Here is a 25,809-nt window from a genome sequence, read left to right as displayed (position 1 = left end):
TAAACAAAGATACCTCCATGTCCTGGGGACATGGAGGTATCGGAGTCAACTTGAATACAACGTCGAGCAGTTAGTGGAACTGCCAGCGGAACACCAACTGTGCCTGACGCCCCAGCTGGAACGTGCCCGGCTGCATGAAGTTGGCGTTGAACTGGCCATTGCTGTTGGTCATCTGGTTAACATACGACGTGATGCTCTGCTGGTTGAAGAGATTCAGTACCTTAAAATCCAGCGAGAAGGCATTCTCGCCGAGGTTCCAGTCGTAGCCGATATCCAGGTCCACCTGTCGGTAGGAGGGGAGGCGGGTGTAGCTGCCACGTGGGTAAATGATGGTGGACGATACCGGATTGCCGTTGACCGCGTTCTGCAGCGTATTGCAGTAATAGGCTTCGACGTTGCCAGTCTGGTTGCTGCCAACGGCCAGGTTTCCGCTTTGAGGGTACGTGGAAAGGCAATTGACCGGACCACCGGCGTAGTACGTGAACGCACCACCTACACGCAGGCCCCTCAAGAAGTTGTCCTGATGGGCGAACTTGTAATACCCAAACGCCTTGAAGGTGGAAGGGATGTCGTCGGCCAGGTTACCGCTCGAACCTTCCAGGAAACCCGGGGCCGACAGGCCGCCGTCATAGGCGGTGGCACCGGTATTGGCGACACCATTGCTCGGGGGGTTGTTGCTGGCCGCATAGCTGGTTGTGCCGTCGGTGTTGCCGAACTCATGACGCCACGTATAGGACGCACTCAGGTAGTAGGGCTCGTCGTCGGAGTAGGCATGATCCATGTTCAGGCTGAACTGGTAGATCCGGCGGTGCAGCGACGGGTAACCGATGTAGCTGTTCGGGAACGTGAACATCGTGAGCGGGCTGCTCGCGCCGTTCAACTGCACCGGAATGGTGATGTCCTTGCCGGGCGTAATCAGGTATTGGCCGAGCAATACAGCGTTCGGGTAGCCCTTGCTATTGAGGTAGGCATACATCTGCTGCGTATTGCTGTCGAGATTCGGCAGCCCGGTCAAGTCGCTGGTGAACAGCGTGGCACCGGCGACCCAGTTGTTGCCGAGTTTTTGCTGCGCGTAGATCTGGAATTGCTTCAGCTTCGCATTTTGCGCCGAGGTCGCAATGAACTGTCCAGGCGTCAGATAGTGTAGACCGCTACCGGCGCTGCCTTGGGTTGTACCAACTTGCGTCAAACCAGTGGGAACGGAATTGGCTCCCATGCCGGAGTACAGATAGTAGTTGGTGGTGTGAATATAACCTTGGCCCGGCGTACCACCATAAGCATTGAAATAAAGGGGTATGCCCTCGGTGTACTCACCCGCGGATGCGCCGATTTTCAGGGTTGAATCGCCATGGACGTCCCATGCCACACCCAGTCGCGGTGTGGCGTTGCCCTTGCTGTACATCTTGACGTTGATGTTGTCGGTCATGGCGTAATTGTCGTAACGCCCGCCGATGTACGCCGTCCAGTCCTCAGCGAAATGCCATGTATCGGCCAGATAAAAGCCGTAGGTGGGTGAGCTGTTGTAATAGATGCGGGGAGCGTATGCCAAGCTGACATACTTGGTCCCTGGGGCAAAGGGCTGACCGGTCAGCGGGTTGATGGTCTGGCCGTTGATCTGGCAAGGCTCGTTCGGCCCAAGCGTGGTGGAGCAACCGCTGTAAGTCCAGCTGTTCGGGTTTGGAATATTCGCTTGCGCCATGGTAGGGCTGTACTGCTCCCCGCCAAAGGTAATTTCATGGTTGTCGGTAACATCCCAGGTAAAGTCGACGCGCGAGCCCATCATGCGGTAATTGTTGTAATAGAGGCTGCTGGCGCCGTTGGACACGGTCTTTGTATTGTTCGTGTTATTGGGATCTTGCACCTGCACGTACGGTATGTTGATGCCGTATTGCGGATAGGACGTGAAATACTGCTGTGAAGTGCCGGTCATCGCTGAGACGGACAAGGTGTCGGTGATCTGGCCGTGGTAGTTGGCCACCAGCATGAGATCGCGCCAAGTCTGCCCACTCCAGTTCTGCAGCGTGGGCGATGCGCTGCTGGGGTCATACGGCGTCGCGAGGGGATATTCGGAGCTGGTGCCGTTGTTGTATTGGTGATCGAAGAAGATGTTGAGCGTGTGGCCGGTAGCAATATTCCAGGTGAAATTGCCCAGTACCTGCTGATTCCCTTCCTTGGTAAGGGTCTTGTACTGACCGTTATAGGTCGTCGTTGGCGTTACGCCTTGCAAGCCCTGGCCATAGTTGTTCGGCTGATTTTCAACCAGGAAGTAAAAGAACACCTTGTCCGGGATGATCGGGCCGGATGCCCAGTAGTCCTGCACGAGGCTCGGTGACCAATGATTCAACTCATTGGCGGTTACCAGGCTTCCGTTGTAGTTGTAGATGTTCTTGCCATTTTCGTTGAACGTACCCGTGGCAGGGGTGAACGCCAGGTCCACGCCACTCTGGAAAACATTCGAGCCTTGCTTGATCGTGCCGGAAACGACACCACCCATGGCGCTGCCATATTTGGCATCCATACCACCGTTGATGGTGGAGACGCTGGCAAGCGCTTCGTTCGGGATCTTGTCCGGCACCGCGCCCTGCTGCATGTCGGTGACGTTGAATTCGTTGATGAAGTACCGGTTCTCGGTACCCGACGCGCCATTGAATTGCGGGGATGCACCGTGTGAGCTGGTGATGCTCGCCACGTTGGACTGCATGGAGGCAACGTTGAGAAGATCTGCGTTGAGCAGTGGTAGCCGATTGACGTCAGTCGAACTCCACGTCTGGATCTGCTGGCTCGTCGTGACGTCAATCGAATTGACCGTGGGCTGCGCGGCAGTGACGGTCACCGAGTTCAGTTGTTTCACGTTTTCGCCAGCCGTCGCTTCGAAGATCGCGGCACTGTTGGAACCGGCTTGAACGATTACATCGCGCTGATCGACAACCTTGCCATCACGCAACAGTTTGACGACATAACGGCCAGGCATCAGTCCGTTGACGGCGTAACGGCCATTGGCATCGGCAGCTACCGTGCTGTCGTAGCCCGTCGCCGGATTGGTTACTTCTGCTGCAATGCCTTTGCCTACAGGCAAATTACCATAGACGCCGCCGGTGATTCCCTGCGCAAACAGCGAACTGCTGGTCATGGCAGCGGCCCATAGGCCAATGCGTATGCTGGCGCGTAAGCTGCTACTCAAACGAAACTGTTGCCTGCCCATTCCTGTCTCCAAAGAAGAAAAAAAGTCCGCTGCTTCGGATCCGGCCGAACTGACCGACAACCCGTTTACTCAAACCGCCAACCGGCTTTGAGCTACATAGCTGCACACTTGGAATTTGTTGATGTCGCTCAGAGGTATCGTTGCGTGCTGTGATCCGAGCCGCGCTTGATATCGAATGCCTTTCCCAGGCTCGTGCGATAGCCGGCAACAGCTACGGCGATCAGCGTTCGCGCTTTCTCATCGCCTGCTTTTTGCGTGGTACTGGCACCGAGCATCGATATCGCGTCGATTGCAACGGATGACACGCTCTTGCGATACATATGTCTCCCCTACCTTTCAGCTTGTTTGCTGACATGCCCACATTCGTGGTGCTTTTTTGAGGTACGAACTCGCCCTGAGCCATGGTTGATGCCATGACACTCCGGTATTGCTTTTCAGAGATACACAAACTGTCCGCGCGCTGACGCATGCCGCTGGCGAGATAACCGCCTTGCTATACCGTTCCCTGAGTCCCCTGGATTCCGATTTTTATCGATCCAACTTCTCGCGATAACGTTATGCAAACGCCGTTAGCGCGCTAATCATTACGCCTGTAAAAAGGCGATGTCAACAGAATTTTGCATCGATTCAAATTTAGATTTTCTAAATGTATCTTATTGATGCATATAAAGTTATTGAAAGGTCGGTGTTGCACAACAGCAAAGTGATTGGATCGATCTAATTTTTCAGCGGTTTATTAATGCTGCACTCGCAAAGATGCGTTCTGAAAACCGTAAATGGGCTATCGCTAACAGCGGGGATTGCCGTCTATCAAATGGACAGACCACCATAATCTGTGCAGTTTTAGCACCCAATAGTTTGTAGGCTGGACGGACCTTCGACATGGACTTGGCGTAGGGCCGGTGCACGCGGTATGTACGTACATGCCAACCACTTACCGCCTTCTCAATGGCGGCGATGCCATGGTCCGCCCCGGCACATCAGCTACGCAGAATGGAGTCGGCTCCTGAGTGCTCGCTCCCGACCGAATTGTTTGCGCTGGATGCGTACACCCGCACGTTGCCACGCAAACTTAAGTGACTTCGCTGCCCAGTCGCATGTTGATATGCAGGGAAGTCGCCAGTTCGCGCAAAAGTTCATTGTCGCGTTTCAGTGTGACCCAACCCGCGTAGCTGTCATCCTCGGTTTCCCAGGCCCACAAGGTATAGCCGTGCTCAAGCAGGCGGTCGTAGGCGACGGCAAATAGCGAAGCCGCGTCGATCTCTGCGTGAAAATCGTCATCGTCCGGATCGCCGCCCCAGTCGATGGATATATTCCAGCGCGAGGAAAGCTCATCGATGGCCTGTACCAGTGCATGCGTATCCTGTCCGTCGACATGGAAGCCCGATCGCCAGTCGATCACCCCGCGGATGATCTCAATGGGCTCCACTTCATTCTCGCCCGCTTGGACGACGGCATCGCGGTAATCCGCGAATTGCTGAAAGGCCATCTCCTCGTCACCCGGATTGATCAGCAGTAGTAGCTGCCAGACACACGCCTCGACGGAATCATCGATATCCTCGTTCTCGTCGAAGTCGTGCTCGGTGTCGAAATCATGATCGGATGGGGTCACGGGAAACTCTCTCGGTCGCTGCGACCTGCCTTAATCATTTGGGGAGGATATCCGCTTCCGGCACAGACTTCAGCTGTTCAGCGCGGCACGCTATAGCTGCGCAGGTGGGGGAGTGTTGCCATCATGAAAAGCAAGCGGGCTCTCATCGGCTGAACGTGCTCGCGACCCTTGGTGCGGTCCGCACTGTTCAACGTAAAGGACGTCATGCGCGGGGCTGTATGACGATAATCGCCATGCCCAATAGCGCCACGCATGCACCCGCGACATCCCAGCGAGTCAGTGTCACGCCATCCACATATCGCAACCATATCAGTGCGACAGCGATGTAAATGCCGCCATAGGCGGCATAGGTTCGTCCGGCAGCGGCTGGGTGCAAAGTAAGTAGCCACGAAAAGAGTGCGAGCGATACAGCAGCTGGCACTAAGAGCCATGCTGTTTTTTCTTGCTTCAGCACCAGCCAGGGCAAGTAGCAGCCGACGATTTCGGCCAGCGCTGTGAGGATAAACAGCGCGGTCTGCCTCAAGAGATCGAGCATTTCTTATTCAAACCTATGTTCAGAGCGATTTATCCGCCTGCCTATTGTCACTTAGATTTGCCGGAACATTCGCTTCCGCCCACAAAGGCGGGCACGCAGTCTGCGCCGCATTACATGGGCTTGAGATCGCCAACAAGGGTGGGTAGCAGCTCCGATACGGTGGGATGAATCGGTACGGCCCATTTCAGGGTGTCGAAAGGCTGCTCGGCATTCATCAAATCGAGTATGCCGTGAATGGCCTCATCGCCGCTCACGCCAAGAATCGCGGCGCCGAGGATGCGCTGCGTCTGTGCGTCGGCAACTACCTTCATGAAGCCTTGCGTTTCACCGCGTTCAACGGCGCGGCCAACGCGTGTCATGGGGCGTTTGGATACCAGCAATGGCTTGCCACTGGCACGTGCCTGTGTGTCGGTCATGCCGACACGCCCCAATGGCGGGTCCGTAAAGAGTGCGTAGCCCGGGATACGCGATGACACACGCCGCTGCGCGCCATCGAGCAGATTCGCGGCGATGATTTCGAAATCGTTGTAGGCCGTATGCGTGAAGGCGCCGCGCCCGTTGCAATCGCCCATGGCCCAGATGCCGGGTACGTTCGTGGCGAGCATATCGTCAACGACGATGTAGCCATGTTCGTCCGTTTTGATGCCGGCGTGCTCCAGTCCAAGATCATCTGTATTCGGGCGGCGGCCGATGGCCAGCAGCACATGGCTGGCTACGATTTCTTTATCGTCAGAGGTGCAGTCCACTTTGACGGTGACGCCTTCGGTATGCGGCGCAAAGGCGATGCATTCGGCGTTCGTGCGCACGGTAATGCCTTCGGCCTCTAGTATGCCTAGGATGGTTTCTGAGACATCTTCATCTTCACGAGCAATCAAACGCGACTGACGTTCTACGACCGTAACTTTGCTGCCAAAGCGACGAAACATTTGCGCGTATTCAAGGCCGATGTAGCTGCCGCCGATCACGGCGAGGTGTCGGGGAAGCGCGTCGAGTTGAAGTATTGATGTATTCGTGAGGTAGCTGATGTCGCCGACACCAGGCATGTCATCGGGTACCCGCGCACGGCCGCCAACGTTGAGGAATATGCGCGGAGCGGTGATGACGTCATCATTCACGCGCAATGTATTGCTACTTTCGAAGCGGGCATGTCCACGCAATACGGTCAGATGTTCCATGCCGCCAAGCCAGCGTTCTATATTGCCGCGGGATGTGTTTGTCACTCCGTGTGCTCGCGCCATCACGCGCGGGAAGTCAATGTTCACGTCGCCATTTAACATGACGCCGTAATCTGCGGCACGCCGTGCCTGATGCGCAACGCGCGCGCTGGCCACCAGGGTCTTGGTGGGCATGCAGCCGGTATTGACGCAGGTGCCGCCGAAGAAATGACGCTCGACGAGTGCCACCGTCATGTCGGCGGCGGTCAGGCGGCCTGCCAGGGACGGTCCAGCTTGCCCGGCGCCGATGATGATCGCATCGAAAGAGCGGCTCATGGCTGTACCTTTGATAGGTGAGATCTACGGTTCATGCATCTCTACTTTCGATCCACGCCGTTGACTAGGTTCTTTGTTCTACCCACTGAGCACGCCAGGCAGGCGCGGCGAACGAGTCGGCGAAGTATTGGGTCTCATGCGACACCTTTCCCTCCCGGAACTCCATGATACTCACGGTGTGGGCGGACTTGCCTTCATAGGCAATGACATATTCGGTAACCCAGAGATTGCCGTTTCCTACGATACGTCGGATCACAAAGCCCGATGGTTTGCCTGGGTGATGGCCACGAAGCGCTTGCAGGTTATGTCGACCGTGAATGATTTCACCTGACTGTGGGTATTCGCACACAGCATCGTCGTGATAGATCTCATGCTCGGTAACCAGATCGCCCGCAGCAGAGGCCGCCCAATGTCGATCAATGGCCATCCGGATGTTTTGCACTTCCATCATCGGCCTCCTCGCAGCAGCACTCGGCACGCACGTTCGCTTCGATGAACACATAGGTTGCGCTTAGCCAAGCTGGCGCACAAGTGCTTGTTCTAGCGCTTCAATTTTGCGTGCCCATTTAAGACGTAAGGGCCCCTGGGCGGTTACGAACTACCGATCAGCATGCTAATAATGCAAGGCGAGCTAATCGGGCGAGCTCGTCCATCCAATAGGCAGTCAGGCAACGGACCCATGATTACACTCGATCCCATCCCCTTAGATGACTTGGTTGCTCTTTCAAAGTCTTCCATTCCCACAAGGTTGGTAGGCATCGCTTTAGAGGGGGCGCTTCCACCTGCGTTTGTCGCAACGCGATCCTTGGATCACATTGACAGCGGTAAGTCAGTTCACTGGTGCAGTACCTTTTATATCCGCGATCTTGATAAGGCAGTGGTGGGAGGTTGCGGATTTAAAGATGAGCCGCACAACGGTCGCGTTGAGATTGGCTACGCAGTATCTCCTGAGCGACGGAACCAGGGCATCGCAACTGTTGCCATTGAGGCACTGACATCACTCGCCTTTAAAAGCGCCGAAGTCCATGAGGTGCTAGCCCAGGTCAGTGAGTTAAATGCGCCGTCAACCCGGGTGGTTCAAAAGCTTGGATTTGTGAACACAGGGACTGCGGTGGACAAGGATGACGAGGTACTTGTCCAGTGGATTTTGCGAGCGCAACCCAATCCATCAAAAACGAATCCGAAGGACGCAATGGGCCAGTGTTGACGATCATGTTTCTGTACCGTCGCGGTGTTCTCGCGCTTTTGGTGTTGTTGTGTATGTCATGGGCGCACGCGGAGGATGGCCTGCAGCTTCAATGGCTCACCACTGACCGTCAAGCACAGCCGTTATCGATAGATACCCCATCACCGTACTTTGGCTGGGTGGTAACTCACGCGCCACGCGGTACAAAACCCTTGGGTTATCGAATCGAAGTGGCGCATAGCGAGGCAGCGCTGGCGGACGATCGTCCCGACATATGGGACAGTGGTCTCACTCCGGGGCGCGCATCTTTCGACATCGCTTACGCGGGTCCGCCGCTGGCATCGTCGAGTCGGTATTACTGGAAGGTGATCGCGCGTACTTCGGCGGGTGACACCAGTGCGACGTCATGGTTCGAAACGGGGCCATCGTTACAGCAGTGGTCTGACGCGCAGTGGATCGGCAAATCCCCTGGCGGCACGTTGGCAGCGCCCTTGTTGCGGCATGTTTTTACCGTCAAGAACGGCTTGGCTTCGGCCAGGTTGTATATCGCGGCGGGAGGTTATGCCGAAGTGTGGATCAACGGACGATCCGCAAGCGATGCCGCGCTTTCGCCCGATTTCACTGACTACGATAAACGCGTGCTCTATCTCGCACACGATGTCACCGCTTTGTTGCGGTCAGGGTCGGCCAATGCCATGGGCATCGAACTGGGGCGCGGCTACTACGGGCTTACCAATCCAGACGTGTGGCACTGGGAAAAAGCGCCGTGGCACGGCGAGCCACGCGTGCGCGCACTCTTGAAGCTGTGCTACGCGGACGGCCATTGCGAATTCGAAGGCACCGACGCCCATTGGCGCATTCATGATGGCCCGACCCTGCTCGACGACGTGTACGGCGGCGAGACGTATGATGCACGCCGCGTCCAGCCTGGGTTCGACACCGCGGATTTTGATGATAGCCATTGGCGCGCAGCAGCCATTCTCCCTGCGCCCAAAGGTGTTCTGCAGGCGCAGCGTGAACCGCCGGTGCGAGTGGTGCAGACATTGCGGGCAACTGCGGTGACTACATTGCACAGTGGCAGTTACGTGGTCGCATTTCCGCGAGTCATCGCCGGATGGGCAACGTTGGCCGTGCAGGGGAAGGCTGGCGATACGATCGTTTTGCACTACGGTGAAAAGCTGCTGCCCGATGGCAGCGTCGATGATCGTGACGATCATCATTACTTTGAGCACGGCTTGCAGACCGACCGCGTCACCCTGTCCGGTCAAGGTGTCGAGCACTGGCACTCGCACTTTTCCTGGAAAGGATTCCGCTACGTGCAAGTAGACGGTTGGCCTGGTACTGCGCCATCGCTCGATGCGATAAGCGCTCAGGTCGTGCACACCGATGTTCCATTGATCGGTCACTTCAGCAGCAGTAACCCGTTGCTCAATTGGATTCATGTCGCAGCTGTCGACACTGTGCTCAACAATCTTTACGGCATTCCCACCGACACGCCCATGTACGAGAAGAACGGCTGGACTGGCGACGGCATGCTTGGTGCAGACATGATGCTGCGCAACGTGGGAGCCGACACACTGCTGTCCAAGTGGGTGCAGGACATTGCCGACGCACGCAGTACCGATGGCGTCCCGTTGCTGATCGCGCCTAATCCGGGGTGGGGCGATGGACGCGCGCCGCCGTGGCATGCGGCCTATGTGCTGGTTCCCTGGTCGCTGTACTGGCAGCGAGGCGATCGCCGCACGTTGGCCGACCATGTTGATGGCATGGCGCATTATGTCGACCTCGAATACGCGCGCTCGCCGGGATGCATTGCGGATACCGAGTTGGGTGACTGGGTCAGTCCCGAAACGCCTGCCGATGGTGGCAATGCGCCGGAGGATAAACGCATCGCGGCGACCGCCTATCTCTATCGCATGGCCGAAGTGATGGCGCAGATCGAACATGTCCTTGGCAACGACACGCAGTCGCGCCATTTCGATGAAATGTCAGCGCGCGTGCGGGCAGCCTTCAATCAACAATTCTTCGATCCGGCAAAGGGCTTATACCGAGGACAAGGCGATGACGGTGTGCGGCAAACCCATCAATTGCTTGCACTGGATTTCGGTCTTGTCCCGACAGCGCAACGTTCGCGGGTGATCGATGCCCTGGTGCAAGCCGTGCATGGGCATGACGATCATCTGGACACCGGCGCACTGGGCACCAAGCTGCTATTGCCGATGCTCACGGCCACCGGCCACGCCGATCTTGCGTGGATCGTTGCCACGCAGACGAGCTTTCCTGGTTGGGGTTATTGGCGCGAGAACGGTGCGACCAGTCTGTGGGAACACTGGAAGCTCGACGCTCGCTCGCGAGGGCATTATTTCCTGGGCACCATCGACGATTGGCTATTCGGGGATGTCGCGGGCTTACGGCCCTTGGCGCCGGGTTGGCAGCGCATTGGCATACATCCCGCACTTACTGCGTGGCTGGATCATGCAGAAGCGGACACCATGACGCCGTACGGCCGAGCTGCTGTAGCTTGGTCTCATCCATCAGGGAAACTGCAACTGGACGTCGACGTGCCGGTTGGCAGCACCGCCGAGGTGCGCGTGCCTATGGCGACCCCTCAGGCCATGACGGAATCAGGACGCCCCTTGTCGATGCTGAAATCGGTCCATGCATTGCACGCGTGCGGTGCAGATACGTGTTTCGAACTCGATTCAGGACACTTCAGCTTCAGGTGATTAGATGGAGATGAGTTCTGAGAGGGCCATGAACGATTAGTGTCGGCGTTTGTATTCGACTGGATTGCACCAGGAATCCTGAGCACTTCCAGCTTATGATTGGACTGCCGTGTTTGGGTATCTGTAATAAAAGGAGTGGATTGTGCCTTCCGTTATCACGCAACCGGTTGTGTCCAAACTTACGCGTGCAGCCATTTTTCTAGTAGTGACCGTGAAGCCGGAGCCGCAATGTGAGGAAGCGGTACGCGCGCTTTGTGGCGACTTGGCATCGCTTTTGCGTGCGGTCGGGTTTCGTGACCTCAATGGCGCGTTGACGTGCGTCATGGGCGTCGGGTCGGATGCCTGGGACCGATTGTTCGGGCAGCCGCGGCCCGCCGAGCTGCATCCGTTTCGAGAAATCAAAGGCGAACACCACGCCGTCTCGACACCCGGAGACCTACTTTTCCACATTCGATCCATGCGTATGGATCTATGTTTTGAGCTGGCGACGCAAATCATGTCCCGCCTCGGCGATGCGGTGACTGCCGTGGATGAAGTGCATGGGTTCAAGTACTTCGATGAGCGTGATCTGCTCGGCTTTGTCGATGGCACCGAAAACCCGGTGGACCAGGATGCCGTCGACGCCGTGGTCATCGGTGAGGAAGATCCCGGTTTCGCCGGCGGCAGCTACGTCATCGTGCAGAAGTATCTGCATGACGTGAAGGCATGGGACACCGTGCCGGTCGAGCAGCAAGAACGCATCATTGGACGCAAGAAGCTTTCGGACATCGAACTGGACGATGCCGCCAAAGCTCCCTATGCGCACAACGTGCTGACCACCATTGAAGAGAATGGCGAGCAACTGGAAATCGTGCGCGACAACATGCCTTTCGGCGATGTGGGGAAGGGCGAATTCGGCACCTACTTCATCGGCTACGCGCGATCCCCAGGCCGTATCGAAAAAATGCTGGTCAATATGTTCGTGGGCCGGCCGCCGGGCAATTACGACCGCCTGCTCGATTTCAGCAAAGCGGTAACGGGCACATTGTTCTTTGTGCCGTCCGCTACCTTCCTTGCCAACGTTCCGGCCGAAAGTGCGGTTGCCGTGTCTGGCGATGGAACAGCCGACGCGTCACCAACCCCTCAACGCCCATCTGACGGCTCACTAGGTATCGGTTCGCTCAAAGGAGAGTCAACACATGAATAATCTGCATCGGAAACTCGCTCCCATTTCCGAAAAGGCGTGGGAACAGATTGAGCAGGAAGCGGCGCGGACCTTGAAGCGCCATCTCGCGGCGCGGCGGGTGGTGGATGTCGTCGGTCCCAAAGGCATGGAGTTTTCGTCGGTGGGTACCGGACATCTGCAGACGATCAAGTCGCCGGGTGAGGGCATCCAGGCTGCGCTGCGCGAAGTGAAGGCCGTGGTGGAATTGCGCGTTCCTTTTGAGCTTTCACGCCATGCCATCGATTCGGTCGAGCGCGGTGCCAACGATCCTGACTTGCAGCCACTGAAGGATGCGGCACGCAAGATCGCCTTTGCGGAAGATCGTGCAGTGTTCGAAGGTTACGAGCATGCCGGCATTCCCGGTATCCACAAGGGAACCAGCAATGCGGCGATAACCCTGCCTTCCAAGGTGGATGACTATCCGATTGCGGTAGCCAAGGCGGTAAGTCAGCTACGCGAAGCCGGCGTCAACGGCCCTTACGTGCTGCTGCTGGGTGAGCAGGCGTACACCAAGGTCAGTGGCACCACGGATGCGGGATATCCCATCGTCAGGGACATTCAGAACTTGGTGGATGGCGACATCATCTGGGCGCCAGCCATCAAGGGCGGTGTCGTGCTCAGCACACGAGGTGGTGACTTTGAGCTGCACCTTGGCCAGGACATCTCCATCGGCTACCTGAGCCACAGCGAAAGTGCCGTTCAGTTGTATCTGCAGGAGACATTCACCTTCCTGCATCTGACGGCGGAGGCCGCGGTCATGCTGGTGCCTAGCAGCAAGTAAGCGCTTGCTGCACCCACTCCTCAGGAGCTGCCGCAATGCAGGAATTCGACTTTTACATCAATCCAAAGCGACCCACGCTCGGTTTGTATGTACGCAAGGGAGCGGGCCTGCCTGATCTTGTCGATGCAAGCCAATGGCAGCTTGAAGGCCATGTCTGGGCCAACGAGTTGCCACCTCCGATTTTGCAAGGACTGGAGGCCAACGGCCATGCTTTCCAGGAGCTGGGAAGCTGAGATGAGTAAAGATTCATGATCGTACGTCCGCACAAAGCCCACTCAGTCACGACGCTGCTGTTCGCGATGAAGGGCTCCATTGTCCCGATCATCTGGCCGCGTGTCCTCTACACCATGCTTCTTTCGGTGGCCATTGTTGTCGCGGACCGAAACGGCGTGGCCACGCACTTCCAGCTCAATGCGGCGCCGTTGACCCTGCTTGGTTTGACGTTGGCGATCTTCCTGGGTTTTCGAAATACGGTGGCTTACCAACGTTGGTGGGAGGGGCGCACGCTGTGGGGCGAGCTTGTGATTACCGCTCGCAATTTAACTCGGCAAACCCTGTCGTTTCTGCCCGCGTTGCCGGAAGCGCAGCGACGGCAGCTTGTATACGGGGTGATCGGCTTCACTCACGCGCTACGACATTACCTGCGCGGCACGGATGCTGAGCCGGACCTGCGCTCCTGGTTGCCGGCTGAGGTATGCGCCAAGGCGCTGGCATCTCCCAATCCACCCAACAAAGTGCTGGGGATGCTCGGCGAAGCCTACGCAAAGCGTGCACGCGAAGCGGGCATCGATAGCATGTTGCTGGTCGAAATGGACCGCGAACTCAACCGGCTTTCCAATGTGCTGGGTGGATGCGAACGCATCAAGAACACGCCTATTCCGTTCGCCTATATCTTGCTGCTGCATCGGACGGTGCACGTTTACTGCTTCATGCTGCCGTTCTGCCTGATTGGACCGTTGGGCTGGGTGACGCCGCTGGCGGTTGGCATCATTGCGTATACCTTCTTTGGTCTGGATGCGATTGGCGAGCAGATTGAGGATCCGTTCGATCTTTTGCCCAACGATCTGCCTCTGGATGCCATGAGCAGGACCATCGAAATCAATTTGCGCAGCCTGCTTGGAGAATCGGAGATTCCGCCGCCGCTGGAGCCAAGCAATTTCGTTTTGACCTAGGCGCGTTGCAAACCGCAACGAGAGCGCCACGCCTTTTTGCTCGTCATCCCAGCTTTCGCTGGGATGACGGTAAGGCGATGAACGAACTTACGTGAGCTCCGATGCTTGTGGATCGGCGATACCTCCCGCACGTTCACTGCGCTTGATCGTCATGGCCAGCGCCAGTGCAGCCAAAAACGCGATCGGCATGCCAAGCAACCAGGGAAGCCGTGCGGAAAGACCGTATAGATACATCCCTGACGCAGGCCCTGCCGTGTCCTTCACGTCATTGACCGTTGAAATGGCAGCCATATAGGCGGCGCGTGCCGCGGGAGGCGCCAACGCATTGACCGCCACCGGCATGAGCGGCCCAAACAGTACCTGTGCCAGCGAAAGCAGGGTCACGCTTGCATAAAGCGTAAACACATTGGCATGGAGCAGGAGCAGGCCAAAGCCACCGGCCACCGTCGCGCCTGCGCCGATCAGCAAAGGAAAAGCCGCGATCTTGCCGCTCCACTTGGCGACAGGCCATTGCAGAATCACCACCACGGCCGCGGCGTAGGTAAATAACAGGCCGACTCCCGACGCTGTCAGCGCATGCGCGCCATGTGCGTAAAGGGGCGTGATCACTTCCGGCCAACTGCCCATGATTTCGATGATGGCAAACCATACAAGCATGGCTGCAAGTCGCGGATCGCGGAAAGCAGGCAGGAGCGCGGACAGTCCTTCTTCGTCCTCATCCTCTTGTACGTCGGGGCTTTTTTCACGCAACTGCGTTTCGGGAAGCGTGCCCACGATGAGTATCGACGCGCATAACAGCGATAGGCCGCAACCGGTGAAGACCGTATTCAAGGACATGAGGGCGAGTGCGGCGCCCAAGGCGGGACCGACGATATGGCCAAGACTGGATGCAATGCGCGCGGAGGCATAGCGCATGCGTAATTGATCTGCAGGCGCGGTGTCGGCGATCACTGTGGCAATCGTCGGATGCAGTGCGCACTCGAAAATACCGATACCGATCAGGCATAGCGCGATAGCCCATACACCATGCAAGTGCGCAAGCAACAGGAAACCGCCACCGACACCCAGCGTTGAAAGCAGCAGTACCGGGCGTCGGCCTAGACGATCGGCAATGCCTCCCAGCAGCGGGGTGGCAATGAGTTCGCCGCCCGCATAGCAGGCCAACAGCAGGCCGATAAACCGCAAAGGAATATGGGCCTCGTGCTGTGCCCATAGGGCAAAGAAAGGCATCAATGCGCCATCGGCCAAACCAGCCAGAAAGTACAGGCACATCGCCACCGCACCGGGTTTGATGCGGTATTTGGGAGATAGAACAGGTGTTGCAAGAAAGGTGAGCGTTTTCATGAGGTCAACTCCAGCGCATGACGGCGAACGCAAGGCATTCGCGGGTCTATTTGCGCGTTGGTTGACGTAAACGCTTACGACGGCCCGATTCGGGCGGCGGGCGAAACTTAGCACGCTGGTTTTGCGGATTCAACACATTTGCCGCCAAGGGCAATGTGTCGATAGCGTTTGCCGAAGGCCTCGAACATGCATGCGCATCGGCTGACAGCCAGCGCACTCAGCTATTCAACACGATACGCGGCTGCCAAAACGGGCGTGAGGGTCGTCGCGCGTTGACGCAGCGTCATGACAAGAACGCCTAAGCCCGCAATGGCTACGCGCCATGGTCTGCTATGTCCATCCATGGCGTGATCGTCGGCAGGATCGGTGCGACGTAAACCGTTGCTCATCGGCTTATGCCAAATTCGTCAAAATAGATGCGCAAAATGACATCACCGTCATCAAGGCCGGTCGCGATACCGTCGCTGCGAAATCATGCGATCGCGGAAAAATTTTTGTTGTAATACAGCCTTTTGGCACATTGTCATATAGTCTTACTAAACATATAGTCCAATGAATAACGAGCACGTGTTCGTTGCTTGGACACAGATCAAATAAAGACAAGTAAATGTAAATTAGTATAAGGGCGGTACGCCGTACGCGAATCCTTTCGGAGGAGCAGGACGCGCCACACCTTGAACGGAATTCGCGCGCGACGGCCGGACGAGCAAAGGAGCGATGCCGCTTCAGCTGCCATCCGGGAAAACATTGATTGCTAGTGGGAAAGCGCGTGCGGGTTGTCATTGCGGATGATCACGAGTTGGTACGCATCGGTTTGCGCGCTGTACTGCAGCGTGGCGGCGAAGGCTACGAAGTGGCCGGTGAGGCATCCAGCGGCAGTGAACTGCTGAAAGTGCTCGCTCATACTCCTTGCGATGTTGCCATTGTCGACTTCCAGATGCCGGAGGACGACGCTGGCATGGATGGCGTCGTGCTGCTGCGCGAATTGCGCCGCCGCCATCCAAGGCTGCGCATTGTCGTGGTGACCATGCTGCGCAATATCGCCATTTTTCGAACCATGTATCAGGAAGGCGTGGAAGCCGTGGTCGAGAAGACGGCCGTGGTGCAGGAGTTGTTCGTCGCCTTGAGGGCTGTTCGCGCCGGCCGCACCTATATGAGCAAGAGCGTTCGTGAACAGCTTACGGAACGCAGCACCTCTGCCGCCGATGCATCGCAGGCCGATCGCAAGCAGGCTCATGTATTGTCCGCACGCGAAGCGGAAGTGATGCGTCTGCTGGCGAAGGGCCTGACCGTTTCAGAAGTGGCGCGCATTACGAACCGCAGCGTCAAGACCATCAGCCTGCAGAAACATAGCGCGATGGCCAAGCTCGGCATCACCAACGATCAGCAGCTATTCGACTATGTGCGTACCAGCGGTCTTTTGTGAGCATGTGTGCGGCGTGCACATTTCATTGATGTACTTTAAGAAAGTTCTTATTCAGCTGGATCAGGCTTCTGAATACGCTCGACGCCAAGTCTGTTTTTGACTTGCCGCCAGTGGGCGTCGTAAAAGCTTGGTTCGCGACGCAACACGGTGAGGTGAAAGGGCCCTGCAACGGAGGCAGTCGCCCGTCGTCACGTCGTTACGTACGGATTTTAAAAAACAGGGGAAACTCATCATGACTCGTCATACCAGTCGTCATTGCTGTGTGGGCAGCCGCCGGTTTATTTCCGATTTTCATAACGGCGTCAGATAGCGTAGCGGCTACGCGATCTTCCCCACTTCCTGATCGCACACCGCCCTGCACATCGATACCACGTATGCGAATTGAGGATTGAGCGGGCCCTGGCGGCTCGTCTCGCGGCGATCGCGTGTGTGGGGCCATGGAATGTAGAACCCAGCTCATGTCTCCTATTCCAAGCGGTTTATCCATGCCATGGCCTGGCCTGGATGCCATGAACCAGCTGTTCGACCATTGCAAGCTCGAGGCGGTTGCGCTGAGAGAGGGTGGCTTGCACGGCTTGTTCGGCAGCTGTCTGCATGCAGGCGCGTCGCTCTGCGGCTTCGTCTTCGATTTTCCGTGTCACGGCCGTTTTCCGGTGCCAAACGGCCATTACCTGCTGTGCCACGTTCACCAGGCCGGCCTTGGGAGTTGGTGCGCCGGTATGCCGTTGCATTCGGGTACAACCCTGATCGTGCTGCCGGGCAGCTCCTGCGAAATGATGCTGGGTGCACATTCGTCCGTCAGCGTGCTGATGGCTCCTTTGCACGAGGGTGTCATGCGGGCCTTCGAAAGAAATCCGGTGTCGTTCGGCCTGATGGGTCGCCGGTTTTCGATATTCGGGTCGGAATATCTTGCCGGTACATCGTGGCGGTTCCGCTGCGAGTCGTCGTTCCATGCGCTGGTCGGCGCGCGAGGCAATGGATGCATCGATGTGGCTGATGATTTCTTCGGCACCTTGCTCGATCCGCAGATGCTGGATGATCTGGCCGCTCAACCCTCGGCTGAGGCATCGCCATCCGGCGGCTATCAAGCGCATTACAGGCCCTTCCGGCGCGCGGTGGATTTCATGCGTGCGAACTTGCATCGCGACATCTATCTGGACGAACTGGCACGCGCCGCTGGAATGAGTGAGCGCGCCTTGCGCTACACCTTTGCCGATCTGCTAGGTGTGTCACCTACGCGTTACCTTTCCCTGCTCAGGCTGCATGAAGCCAGTCGACGGTTGGCCGCTGCAGGTGCTGGACGCCTGTCCGTGAAGTCGGTCGCCATGAGTTGCGGCTGGTGGGATCTGTCGCGCTTTGCGGCCAATTATCGGCGGGCCTTTGGCGAACATCCCAGCGATACGTTGATGCGTGCTTGCAGCGTCGCGTCCTGAAGTGCCTCGCGCAGTTTGAGTTGAGCGTAAGCGGCATCCAACATCGCTATCTTCCCGGTTTGTGCCATCTGCATCGATGAACGTCATGCCACGCATGACGATGTCCACGTTCGCTTTCACTCGACGCAAACGAAGCGCGGTACACCGCAAATGTGCGCTTCATCTCACTTTGCCGAATTTGCATGGCTATTGCCGGATTCACCTTGCACTCGCGCCGAATTTGCGCATTGCAGCGCGCAAGCTTCCGCTTGAATGGAACCCTGCCGAACGAGGCTCAGGGAGATCGTCGTCATCGCGCAGGCACAGGGAATGAAGAGGGCGATCATGAGCGATATCCATCTTGTCGATGCCTATGCCGGCGCGCGAATTGCGTTTCCCCGCGCCTTCCTGTTTCGCACGCGCAGATCGCAGCAGCAGTGCGCGCTCCATTCGAATAGTTGGCCCAGCTGACGCGCATCGGGCCGAACTAAAGCTTATCCCTCACATCTGGATGGCGTGGCTTGAGAAGCGACGCCGGCGGCAGGCATTGGGCTCCAACGACCTAGTTACGCCTCAGGACCTTTTGTTTGCCAGGGATTCCTCTCGACGCGATGTCTGATCCCACGCAGGGCTCGGACCGTAGTTCTTCCAGCACCCGTGGAATCGGGTTTCGGAGCAAGCCATGAACAGGATCTACAGCAAAGTCTGGAATGTCGCCTTGGGACAGGTAGTCGTCGCTTCCGAGCTGGCTGCTTGCCGTCATGGGACCGTTGCCGATCAGCGCGATGAACGTGCGCAACCATCCTTGCAAGGTCTTGCACCACGCATACTTGGCGTGTTGTTGCTGTTGGGTTTGACTGGGTGGAGCGGGCGGGCACAAGCCCAGTCCACGAACTGCTCGCCGGCGCCCTTCAATGCGTATGACAGTACCTCTTCGTGCATGGGTTTTAACGCTGAGGCCACCGGAGCCGGAACAACGGCGCTGGGCGCGAACGCGATCGCATCGGCAGCGGACACGACGGCGGTCGGTTACCAAGCCAATGCATCGGTTATCGAAGCGACGGCGATCGGCTACCAAGCCACTGCGTCGAACCAATATACGGTCGCTGTCGGCTACTTAGCGACGGCGCCAGGCAAAGGCGCGGTGGCAATAGGCGCACAAACGTACGCAGACGGCATCAATCCGGTCGCGATCGGTGTTCAAGCCAATGCCAATGGAGCTGGCGCTAGCGCATTTGGCACCTTCGCCACGGTTACGGGAGGGAACTCCACGGCGGTCGGCGTCAGTTCCACGGTCAACGGCAACTATTCACTCGCCATGGGCTGGGGTTCCAACGCCACCGGACAGGACGCTATCGCCATAGGTACATCGGCTCAGGCCACTGAAGGGGGTACGACAGCGGGCACCATCGCTATTGGCTTGAATGCCATCGCTAACAGCACCTCCGGCGCCAGTGTTGCCTTAGGCCAAGGCGCTAATGCGTCTGCTACAGGTACCGGAGGCGGTTCGCCGATCGCCATCGGCGTGAACGCCAGTGCGAGCGGAGTCGGCAATGTCGTGCTTCCGAATGGCAACACCGCGACGTCTTTCGAGGCACTTGCGGTAGGCAATGGTGCGAATGCCGCGGGAGAACAAAGCGTAGCGATTGGCAACTCAACTGTCGCCAACGCAACGTGGAGCACTGCGCTGGGCAGCCTCGCCGGTGCAAAGGGCGCAGAATCCACGGCAGTCGGCGTGTTTTCACAGGCCACTGGGACCAATGCCACGGCCGTGGGCATGGGCGGCGACAGTACCGCCACGGCCGTGACTGCATCGGGCGCCGCATCGATCGCGATTGGCGGCAACTCGACCGCGGGCGCTCTGGCATCGGGCGTCAATGCTATTGCCATCGGCGCTCAATCAACCGCAACGCAATCCAACGCCATTGCGGTCGGTCCGCTGGCGAATGCTAACGCCGCCAATGCCATTGCGGTGGGAGCCACGGCCAATGCAACGGGTGGAGAAGCGGCTGCCATTGGGTACGGCTCCGTTGCCAATGGTGCCGGTGCCACTGCGCTTGGGTACATCAGCAATGCAACCGGTAATGCTTCGCTCGCCGCGGGCGATAACAATTCCGCCAACGGCACCCATGCGATAGCCATGGGATTTACGTCGAACGCGACCGGACTCAATTCCATAGCCATAGGCGGAGCTGACAATGCCAACGGAACAGGGGCAACGGCCTTTGGCGTTAACTCCGTGGCAAATGGTACTTCTACGATCGCCTTCGGCCAGGCTGCCAATGCCTCGGCAACGAACGCTACAGCGATCGGTAACGCTTCGGTTGCATTGGCTGCGTCCACGATAGCGATCGGCGATACGAATACCGTGGCAGCTGCCGCCGGCACGGGTTCATTCGCGGGCGGCTATAAATCGCAAGTGCTCGGTGGCACCGGCGCTGTGGCGCTGGGCAGCCAGCAAACCGCCAACGGCAACGGCGCGGTGGCGATCGGTGATCCCAATACCGCTACGGGCAATGGCGCGGTGGCCATGGGCGCCGATAACACCGCAAACGGGCAAGGTGCGGTTGCTATTGGCTATACCAATAACGCTACGGGGCAAGGTGCTATCGCGTTGGGCAATGCCTCGAACGCAACGGCAGCAAGCGCACTGGCTTTCGGAGACACGGCGAACGCGAGCCAGGCACAGTCGATCGCGTTGGGCGCGGGTGCGACGGCTGGCGCGCAGCCGGGCGATGTGGCGCTGGGCGCAGGTTCCGTCACAGCAGCGGTGATCAATACGACTAGCGCGACGGTCAATGGCGTTACGTATTCCGGCTTTGCGGGCACCACCGCGACAAGCACAGTGAGTGTGGGCAGCACCACCAGCCCACGCACCCTCACCAACGTGGCGGCCGGCCGCATCAGTTCCAGCAGCACGGATGCGATCAACGGTTCGGAGCTGTACAGCGTGGCCAATACGTTGTCGAGCGACATCATGGCCGCCCAGACGCATGACTACAGCGTCAACAGCACCTCCACGGGTACCGACACCAACTACAACAATGCAGGTGCGACCGGTGCGAACGCGGTGGCGGCGGGCGTGGATGCCAGCGCGTCGCAAACCGGGGCATCAGCACTCGGCTATAACGCCAACGCCAGTGGTGCCAGCAGTGTCGCACTGGGTGCATCGACCGTAGCAAGTACGGGGAATGCGGTGGCCATCGGCAACGGTGCCACGGCAGGCGCGAATGCCGGTGATGTGGCGCTGGGTGCCGGTTCGGTCACAGCAACAGTGGTGAATACGACTAGCGCGACGGTCAATGGCGTTACCTATTCTGGTTTTGCAGGCACTACCGCGACAAGCACAGTAAGCGTGGGCAGCACGACCAGCCCGCGTACTATCACCAATGTGGCGGCTGGTCGCGTCAGCGCCACGAGCACGGATGCGATCAACGGTTCGGAACTTTATAGCGTGGCCAATACGTTGTCGGGCGATATCACCGCTGCCCAGACGCATGACTACAGCGTCAACAGCACCTCCACGGGTACCGACACCAACTACAACAATGCAGGCGCGACAGGTGCGAACGCGGTGGCGGCGGGCGTGGATGCCAGCGCGTCGCAAACCGGCGCATCAGCACTCGGCTATAACGCCAATGCCAGTGGCGGTAGCAGTGTCGCACTGGGTGCATCGACCGTGGCAAGTACGGCGAATGCGGTGGCGATCGGCAACGGTGCCACGGCCAGCGCGAATGCAGGCGATGTCGCGTTGGGGGCAGGTTCCGTCACTGCTGCCGCGGTAGCCACGACAGGCGCGACGATCGCCGGCAACAACTACACGTTTGCCGGCACCACACCCACCAGCACGGTGAGCGTAGGTACCGCCAGCAACGACCGCACCATTACCAACGTGGCAGCGGGTCGTATCAGCGCGACGAGTACAGATGCGATCAATGGTTCGGAGCTGTACGCGACGAACCAGGCAGTCGACAGTCTCAGCACGACCGTCACCGATGGACTTACGCACTACTACAGCACCAACGACGGCGGCACGCAGCAAGCCAACTACAGCAACAATGGCGCGACAGGCACCGATTCGCTCGCCGCAGGTGTCGCCGCTTCCGCTACCGCGACGAACGCGACGGCGATCGGTTACAACACGCAAGCGCTGGCAGCTTCAACGGTAGCAATTGGAGACAGCAGCAAAGTCGCTGCGGCAGCTGGCACAGGCTCCATTGCAGGTGGTCACGACTCGCAAGTGCTCGGCGGCACCGGCGCAGTAGCCCTGGGCGAAAGCCAGACGGTGAACGGCAACGGTGCGGTGGCGATTGGTGATCCGAACACTGCCACCGGCAATGGTGCGGTGGCGGTGGGTGCGGACAACACCGCGAACGGTGCTGGTGCAGTCGCATTGGGCAATACCAACAATGCCACGGGACAAAGCGCGATCGCGCTGGGTAGTTCATCGGATGCGACGGCCGCAGGTGCGATGGCGTTTGGCAACACGGCCAACGCTAGCCAGATCAATGCCATTGCATTAGGTGCCGGTGCGACAGCGGGCGCGCAAGCAGGCGACGTAGCATTGGGTTCCGGTTCGGTCACCTCAGCCGTGGTGGCGACTTCTGGTGCGACCATTGCAGGCACTGCCTATACCTTTGCTGGCACTAACCCGACCAGCACCGTAAGCGTAGGTAGCGCTGGCGACGAACGCACCCTTACTAACGTAGCGGCCGGTCGTATCAGTGCGACGAGCACGGATGCGATCAACGGTTCGGAGCTGTATGCGACGAACCAGGCGGTCGACAGCCTCAGTACCACCGTCACTGATGGATTGACGCATTACTACAGCGTCAACGATGGCGGCACGCAGCAGGCCAACTACAGCAACAACGGCGCGACCGCCACGGACTCGCTTGCGGCCGGTGTGGCAGCATCGTCTTCGGCGACGAATGCCACAGCGCTAGGCTACAGCTCACAGGCGACGATCACCGATAGCGTCGCGCTGGGGTCGCAGTCAGTTTCCGATCGTGCACTGACGCCGGCAAGCGGCACCATCGGCGGCACGATCATTCCTTACAACACCACGGACCGCACGCTGCTTGGTGCGGTATCCGTAGGTAGCTCGACCACTTACCGGCAGATCATCAACGTCGCCGATGGCACACAACCGAACGATGCCGTGACCGTGCGGCAGCTCACCGGTGCACTGACGTCATTCTCCACCACCACCACGAAGTACTTCCATGCCAACTCCACCGATCCGGACTCGCTGGCGGTAGGCACCAACTCGATTGCAGTGGGCCCGAACACTGTGGTCAACGGCGACAACGGCATCGGCATGGGTAATGGCGCGCTGGTGCAGCAGAACGCGCCGGGCGGTGTGGCGATCGGTGAGAACGCCACGTCGAATCTGCAGGATTCGATCGCCCTGGGCACGAATGCCACGGCCAGCGGCATCCAGGCAATCTCCATCGGTGCAGGCTCGGTGACTAGCAACCCGACCAACGTTGCCCTCGGTTCGGGATCGAACGCCTCCGCACAAGCAGGCGACGTGGCCTTGGGTGCGAATTCCGTGACCTCGGCGGTGGTGGCAACCACCGGCACCACGATCAACGGCACCTCCTACGCCTTCGCCGGTACCAATCCGACCAGCACAGTAAGCGTGGGCAGTGCGGGCAACGAGCGCACGATCACCAACGTCGCGGCAGGACGGATCAGCGCCACCAGCACGGATGCTGTGAACGGCAGTGAGCTGTATGCCACCAACGAGGCACTCGAAAGCATTATCAGCGGAGGCAGCGGCATCAAATACTTCCACGCCAATTCATCGCTAGCCGATTCCAGTGCGACCGGCACGAACAGCGTGGCGATCGGTCCGGTATCCACCGCCAGCACCACCGACGCCGTTTCGATCGGTAACGGTGCAACAGCGGGTGCGAACGCGGGCGATGTGGCTCTGGGCGCGGGTTCAAAGACCTCCGCCGTGATTGGTACCAGTAGCGTGACGGTGGGTGGGAACACTTATGCGGTAGCGGGCACCACGCCCACCAGCACAGTGAGCGTGGGGAGCGCTGGCAATGAGCGCACCATTACCAATGTGGCGGCAGGACAGGTCAGCGCCACCAGTACGGATGCGGTGAACGGCTCGGAACTGTACGCCACCAATCAGCAGGTGAACGCCAATACCACGGCGATCAACAACCTCGATAACACGGTCACCAACATTACCGCCGGCGGCGCAAGCAACAAGTATTACTCGGTGGATTCCACCGGTAATGCGGCGGCGGCCACGGGTTCGAATTCGGTGTCGGAAGGTCCTGGTTCGACGGCCTCGGGTAACAACAGCACGGCCATCGGCAGTGGCGCGACATCGAGCGGCAATAATTCGGTAGCGCTGGGAGCGGGTTCCACCGATAGTGGTCAATCGAATGTGGTGTCGGTCGGTTCGCCCACGCAGCAACGGCAGATCACCAATGTTGCAGCAGGCACAGCGCCCACGGATGCGGCAAATGTGAGCCAGGTGGATGCGGGCATCCAGACCGCGGAGAACTGGGCGCAGAACTACACCAATCAGGCGCTGTCAGGCATCGATCAGAGCATCAATCGCGTTGCCAACCGTGCCGATGCGGGTATTGCTTCGGCGATGGCGATGGCAAGCCTGCCGCAGGCATACCAGCCCAACCAGAGTTCGGCGGGTGTGGCGTTTGGCAGCTTCCACGGCGAGGCCGGTATCGCCGTCGGCCTGTCGACCATTTCGGAAAGCGGTCGCTACATCTTCAAGATCAATGCCACCACCAACACGCGCGGAGATTTTGGCGGCGGTGTCGGTGCAGGCGTGGTTTGGTGAGGAAGGGTGTAGTCATGAATCGTATTCAAGGAGTCCAGCACATGCACATTTCATTGAAAGGCATGGTGGCCGCGATGGTGCTCACCCTCACTGCTTGCGGCAATGTCAGCCATGACGTGGCAAAAGACGGCAGTACGGCCGGCCAACTGGTCTGGCCGGCACCGAGTGATGTGACACCCATGCACAAGGGCGGCACCTTTCCCGATCCGGCTGCCGTGCGTGCCGTGCAGGCAGACATGAACAAGCAGCAGATCGCCCAGTTGATCGGCTATCCGCATTTTGAAGAAGGCGTATGGGGCGTACGCGAGTGGAATTATGTCTTCAATTTCCGCGACGCCGACACGGGGCAGGTTACCGTGTGCGAGTACAAGATCCTGTTCGACGAACATAAGCTGGCGCGCAGTTTCTATTGGAGTCCGGAAGACTGCGCGCGCTTCGTGAAGCCGCCTGTGCCGCCCACTGTGACCCCCAAGCCAACCGAACAAGTGACGACGCTTTCAGCCGATGCACTGTTCCGGTTTGATCGCTATTCTCGTGCGGACATCACCGACGACGGCCGCGGCCAGCTGGATCGTCTGGCTGATTCCCTGCTGGCCGAACAGGACCGTATCGTACATATCCACGTGATCGGCTACACCGACCGCATCGGCAGCGATGACTACAACCAGACGCTGTCACAGCGCCGTGCTGATACCGTGGCAGCGTATCTCGTCGAAAAGCATGTGCCTGCGGACGTGATCGGAGCGGAAGGGCGTGGCAAGTCCGATCCCGTTGTGCAGTGTCCCGATGATTCATCGCGCAACACATTGATCGCGTGCCTCGCGCCAAACCGGCGCGTAGTCGTGCACGTTGAGACGCGCGGCGGCTAATATCCGTCAAGCTACAGAAAA

The 25,809-nt window shown here is 58.5% G+C and carries 17 protein-coding genes; 10 read left to right on the top strand and 7 right to left on the bottom strand.

The features are described 5' to 3' along the window. Positions 1-70 precede the first annotated feature (70 nt). The 6 genes from ISN74_RS19735 to ISN74_RS19710 all read right to left on the bottom strand — a co-directional run bounded on the left by ISN74_RS19735 (position 71) and on the right by ISN74_RS19710 (position 7,290). Positions 71-3,202: a TonB-dependent receptor gene (locus tag ISN74_RS19735; protein WP_188795653.1), complete on the bottom strand. Its 3,132-nt coding sequence runs from the start codon at positions 3,200-3,202 to the stop codon at positions 71-73. Positions 3,203-3,330: 128 nt separating this feature from the next. Next, on the bottom strand, positions 3,331-3,522 hold the full coding sequence (locus ISN74_RS19730) for a hypothetical protein (protein ID WP_188795651.1): 192 nt from the start codon (positions 3,520-3,522) through the stop codon (positions 3,331-3,333). Positions 3,523-4,274: 752 nt separating this feature from the next. Continuing rightward, positions 4,275-4,814: a DUF6630 family protein gene (locus ISN74_RS19725; protein WP_188795649.1), complete on the bottom strand. Its 540-nt coding sequence runs from the start codon at positions 4,812-4,814 to the stop codon at positions 4,275-4,277. 202 nt (positions 4,815-5,016) lie between these two features. Further along, entirely contained in the window at positions 5,017-5,337 is a 321-nt protein-coding gene (locus ISN74_RS19720; protein ID WP_203546780.1) for a YnfA family protein, read from the bottom strand. 122 nt (positions 5,338-5,459) lie between these two features. Further along, the gene (locus ISN74_RS19715) at positions 5,460-6,839 is read right to left on the bottom strand and encodes an FAD-containing oxidoreductase (protein ID WP_188795645.1); all 1,380 of its coding nucleotides are present in this window, start codon (positions 6,837-6,839) and stop codon (positions 5,460-5,462) included. A gap of 64 nt (positions 6,840-6,903) precedes the next feature. Continuing rightward, the gene (locus ISN74_RS19710; protein ID WP_203546660.1) at positions 6,904-7,290 is read right to left on the bottom strand and encodes a nuclear transport factor 2 family protein; all 387 of its coding nucleotides are present in this window, start codon (positions 7,288-7,290) and stop codon (positions 6,904-6,906) included. Positions 7,291-7,518: 228 nt separating this feature from the next. On the opposite strand from ISN74_RS19710, the gene ISN74_RS19705 reads away from it, so the two are divergent. The 6 genes from ISN74_RS19705 (at position 7,519) to ISN74_RS19680 (ending at position 13,908) form a co-directional block, all read left to right on the top strand. Continuing rightward, on the top strand, positions 7,519-8,046 hold the full coding sequence (locus ISN74_RS19705) for a GNAT family N-acetyltransferase (RefSeq protein WP_188795640.1): 528 nt from the start codon (positions 7,519-7,521) through the stop codon (positions 8,044-8,046). Positions 8,047-8,099: 53 nt separating this feature from the next. Next, positions 8,100-10,751, top strand: a complete 2,652-nt coding sequence (locus tag ISN74_RS19700) for a family 78 glycoside hydrolase catalytic domain (protein WP_188795638.1) — start codon at positions 8,100-8,102, stop codon at positions 10,749-10,751. Positions 10,752-10,893: 142 nt separating this feature from the next. After that, entirely contained in the window at positions 10,894-11,937 is a 1,044-nt protein-coding gene (locus tag ISN74_RS19695) for a Dyp-type peroxidase (protein WP_188795636.1), read from the top strand. Continuing rightward, complete coding sequence (locus tag ISN74_RS19690; protein WP_188795634.1) at positions 11,930-12,736, top strand: family 1 encapsulin nanocompartment shell protein; 807 nt, start codon at positions 11,930-11,932, stop codon at positions 12,734-12,736. The genes ISN74_RS19695 and ISN74_RS19690 overlap by 8 nt, the downstream gene beginning before the upstream one ends. A gap of 35 nt (positions 12,737-12,771) precedes the next feature. Then, positions 12,772-12,969, top strand: a complete 198-nt coding sequence (locus ISN74_RS19685; RefSeq protein WP_188795632.1) for a hypothetical protein — start codon at positions 12,772-12,774, stop codon at positions 12,967-12,969. A 15-nt stretch (positions 12,970-12,984) separates the two neighbouring features. Further along, the gene (locus ISN74_RS19680) at positions 12,985-13,908 is read left to right on the top strand and encodes a bestrophin family protein (protein WP_188795630.1); all 924 of its coding nucleotides are present in this window, start codon (positions 12,985-12,987) and stop codon (positions 13,906-13,908) included. Between the two features lie 87 nt (positions 13,909-13,995). Here ISN74_RS19680 and ISN74_RS19675 read toward each other — a convergent pair whose 3' ends face one another. After that, positions 13,996-15,252 (bottom strand): MFS transporter, encoded by a 1,257-nt coding sequence (locus tag ISN74_RS19675; RefSeq protein WP_188795628.1) that lies wholly within the window; start codon positions 15,250-15,252, stop codon positions 13,996-13,998. Positions 15,253-16,021: 769 nt separating this feature from the next. Between ISN74_RS19675 and ISN74_RS19670 the strand changes: the two genes are divergently transcribed. The 4 genes from ISN74_RS19670 (at position 16,022) to ISN74_RS19655 (ending at position 25,788) form a co-directional block, all read left to right on the top strand. Continuing rightward, entirely contained in the window at positions 16,022-16,678 is a 657-nt protein-coding gene (locus ISN74_RS19670; RefSeq protein ID WP_188795626.1) for a response regulator, read from the top strand. Positions 16,679-17,163: 485 nt separating this feature from the next. Beyond that, the gene (locus ISN74_RS19665; RefSeq protein ID WP_188795624.1) at positions 17,164-18,111 is read left to right on the top strand and encodes a helix-turn-helix domain-containing protein; all 948 of its coding nucleotides are present in this window, start codon (positions 17,164-17,166) and stop codon (positions 18,109-18,111) included. Between the two features lie 661 nt (positions 18,112-18,772). Continuing rightward, positions 18,773-24,919, top strand: coding sequence for a YadA-like family protein (locus ISN74_RS19660; RefSeq protein ID WP_188795622.1), 6,147 nt, complete (start codon positions 18,773-18,775; stop codon positions 24,917-24,919). Between the two features lie 41 nt (positions 24,920-24,960). Next, on the top strand, positions 24,961-25,788 hold the full coding sequence (locus tag ISN74_RS19655; RefSeq protein WP_188795620.1) for an OmpA family protein: 828 nt from the start codon (positions 24,961-24,963) through the stop codon (positions 25,786-25,788). Positions 25,789-25,809 lie beyond the last annotated feature (21 nt).

Source organism: Dyella caseinilytica, from assembly GCF_016865235.1.
Classification (GTDB): domain Bacteria; phylum Pseudomonadota; class Gammaproteobacteria; order Xanthomonadales; family Rhodanobacteraceae; genus Dyella_B; species Dyella_B caseinilytica.
Note: the sequence above shows the minus strand (reverse complement) of the source record. Positions and strands in the feature narration are given on the sequence as shown.

What these genes read in the sequence shown, in the direction of transcription:
- ISN74_RS19660 (WP_188795622.1), top strand. Translation starts at nt 18,773, where the DNA reads ATGAACAGGATCTACAGCAAAGTCTGGAATGTCGCCTTGGGACAGGTA.
- ISN74_RS19690 (WP_188795634.1), top strand. Translation starts at nt 11,930, where the DNA reads ATGAATAATCTGCATCGGAAACTCGCTCCCATTTCCGAAAAGGCGTGG.
- ISN74_RS19730 (WP_188795651.1), bottom strand. Translation starts at nt 3,522, where the DNA reads ATGTATCGCAAGAGCGTGTCATCCGTTGCAATCGACGCGATATCGATG.
- ISN74_RS19735 (WP_188795653.1), bottom strand. Translation starts at nt 3,202, where the DNA reads ATGGGCAGGCAACAGTTTCGTTTGAGTAGCAGCTTACGCGCCAGCATA.
- ISN74_RS19665 (WP_188795624.1), top strand. Translation starts at nt 17,164, where the DNA reads ATGCCATGGCCTGGCCTGGATGCCATGAACCAGCTGTTCGACCATTGC.
- ISN74_RS19715 (WP_188795645.1), bottom strand. Translation starts at nt 6,839, where the DNA reads ATGAGCCGCTCTTTCGATGCGATCATCATCGGCGCCGGGCAAGCTGGA.
- ISN74_RS19705 (WP_188795640.1), top strand. Translation starts at nt 7,519, where the DNA reads ATGATTACACTCGATCCCATCCCCTTAGATGACTTGGTTGCTCTTTCA.
- ISN74_RS19685 (WP_188795632.1), top strand. Translation starts at nt 12,772, where the DNA reads ATGCAGGAATTCGACTTTTACATCAATCCAAAGCGACCCACGCTCGGT.
- ISN74_RS19710 (WP_203546660.1), bottom strand. Translation starts at nt 7,290, where the DNA reads ATGATGGAAGTGCAAAACATCCGGATGGCCATTGATCGACATTGGGCG.
- ISN74_RS19675 (WP_188795628.1), bottom strand. Translation starts at nt 15,252, where the DNA reads ATGAAAACGCTCACCTTTCTTGCAACACCTGTTCTATCTCCCAAATAC.
- ISN74_RS19655 (WP_188795620.1), top strand. Translation starts at nt 24,961, where the DNA reads ATGCACATTTCATTGAAAGGCATGGTGGCCGCGATGGTGCTCACCCTC.
- ISN74_RS19700 (WP_188795638.1), top strand. Translation starts at nt 8,100, where the DNA reads ATGTCATGGGCGCACGCGGAGGATGGCCTGCAGCTTCAATGGCTCACC.
- ISN74_RS19680 (WP_188795630.1), top strand. Translation starts at nt 12,985, where the DNA reads ATGATCGTACGTCCGCACAAAGCCCACTCAGTCACGACGCTGCTGTTC.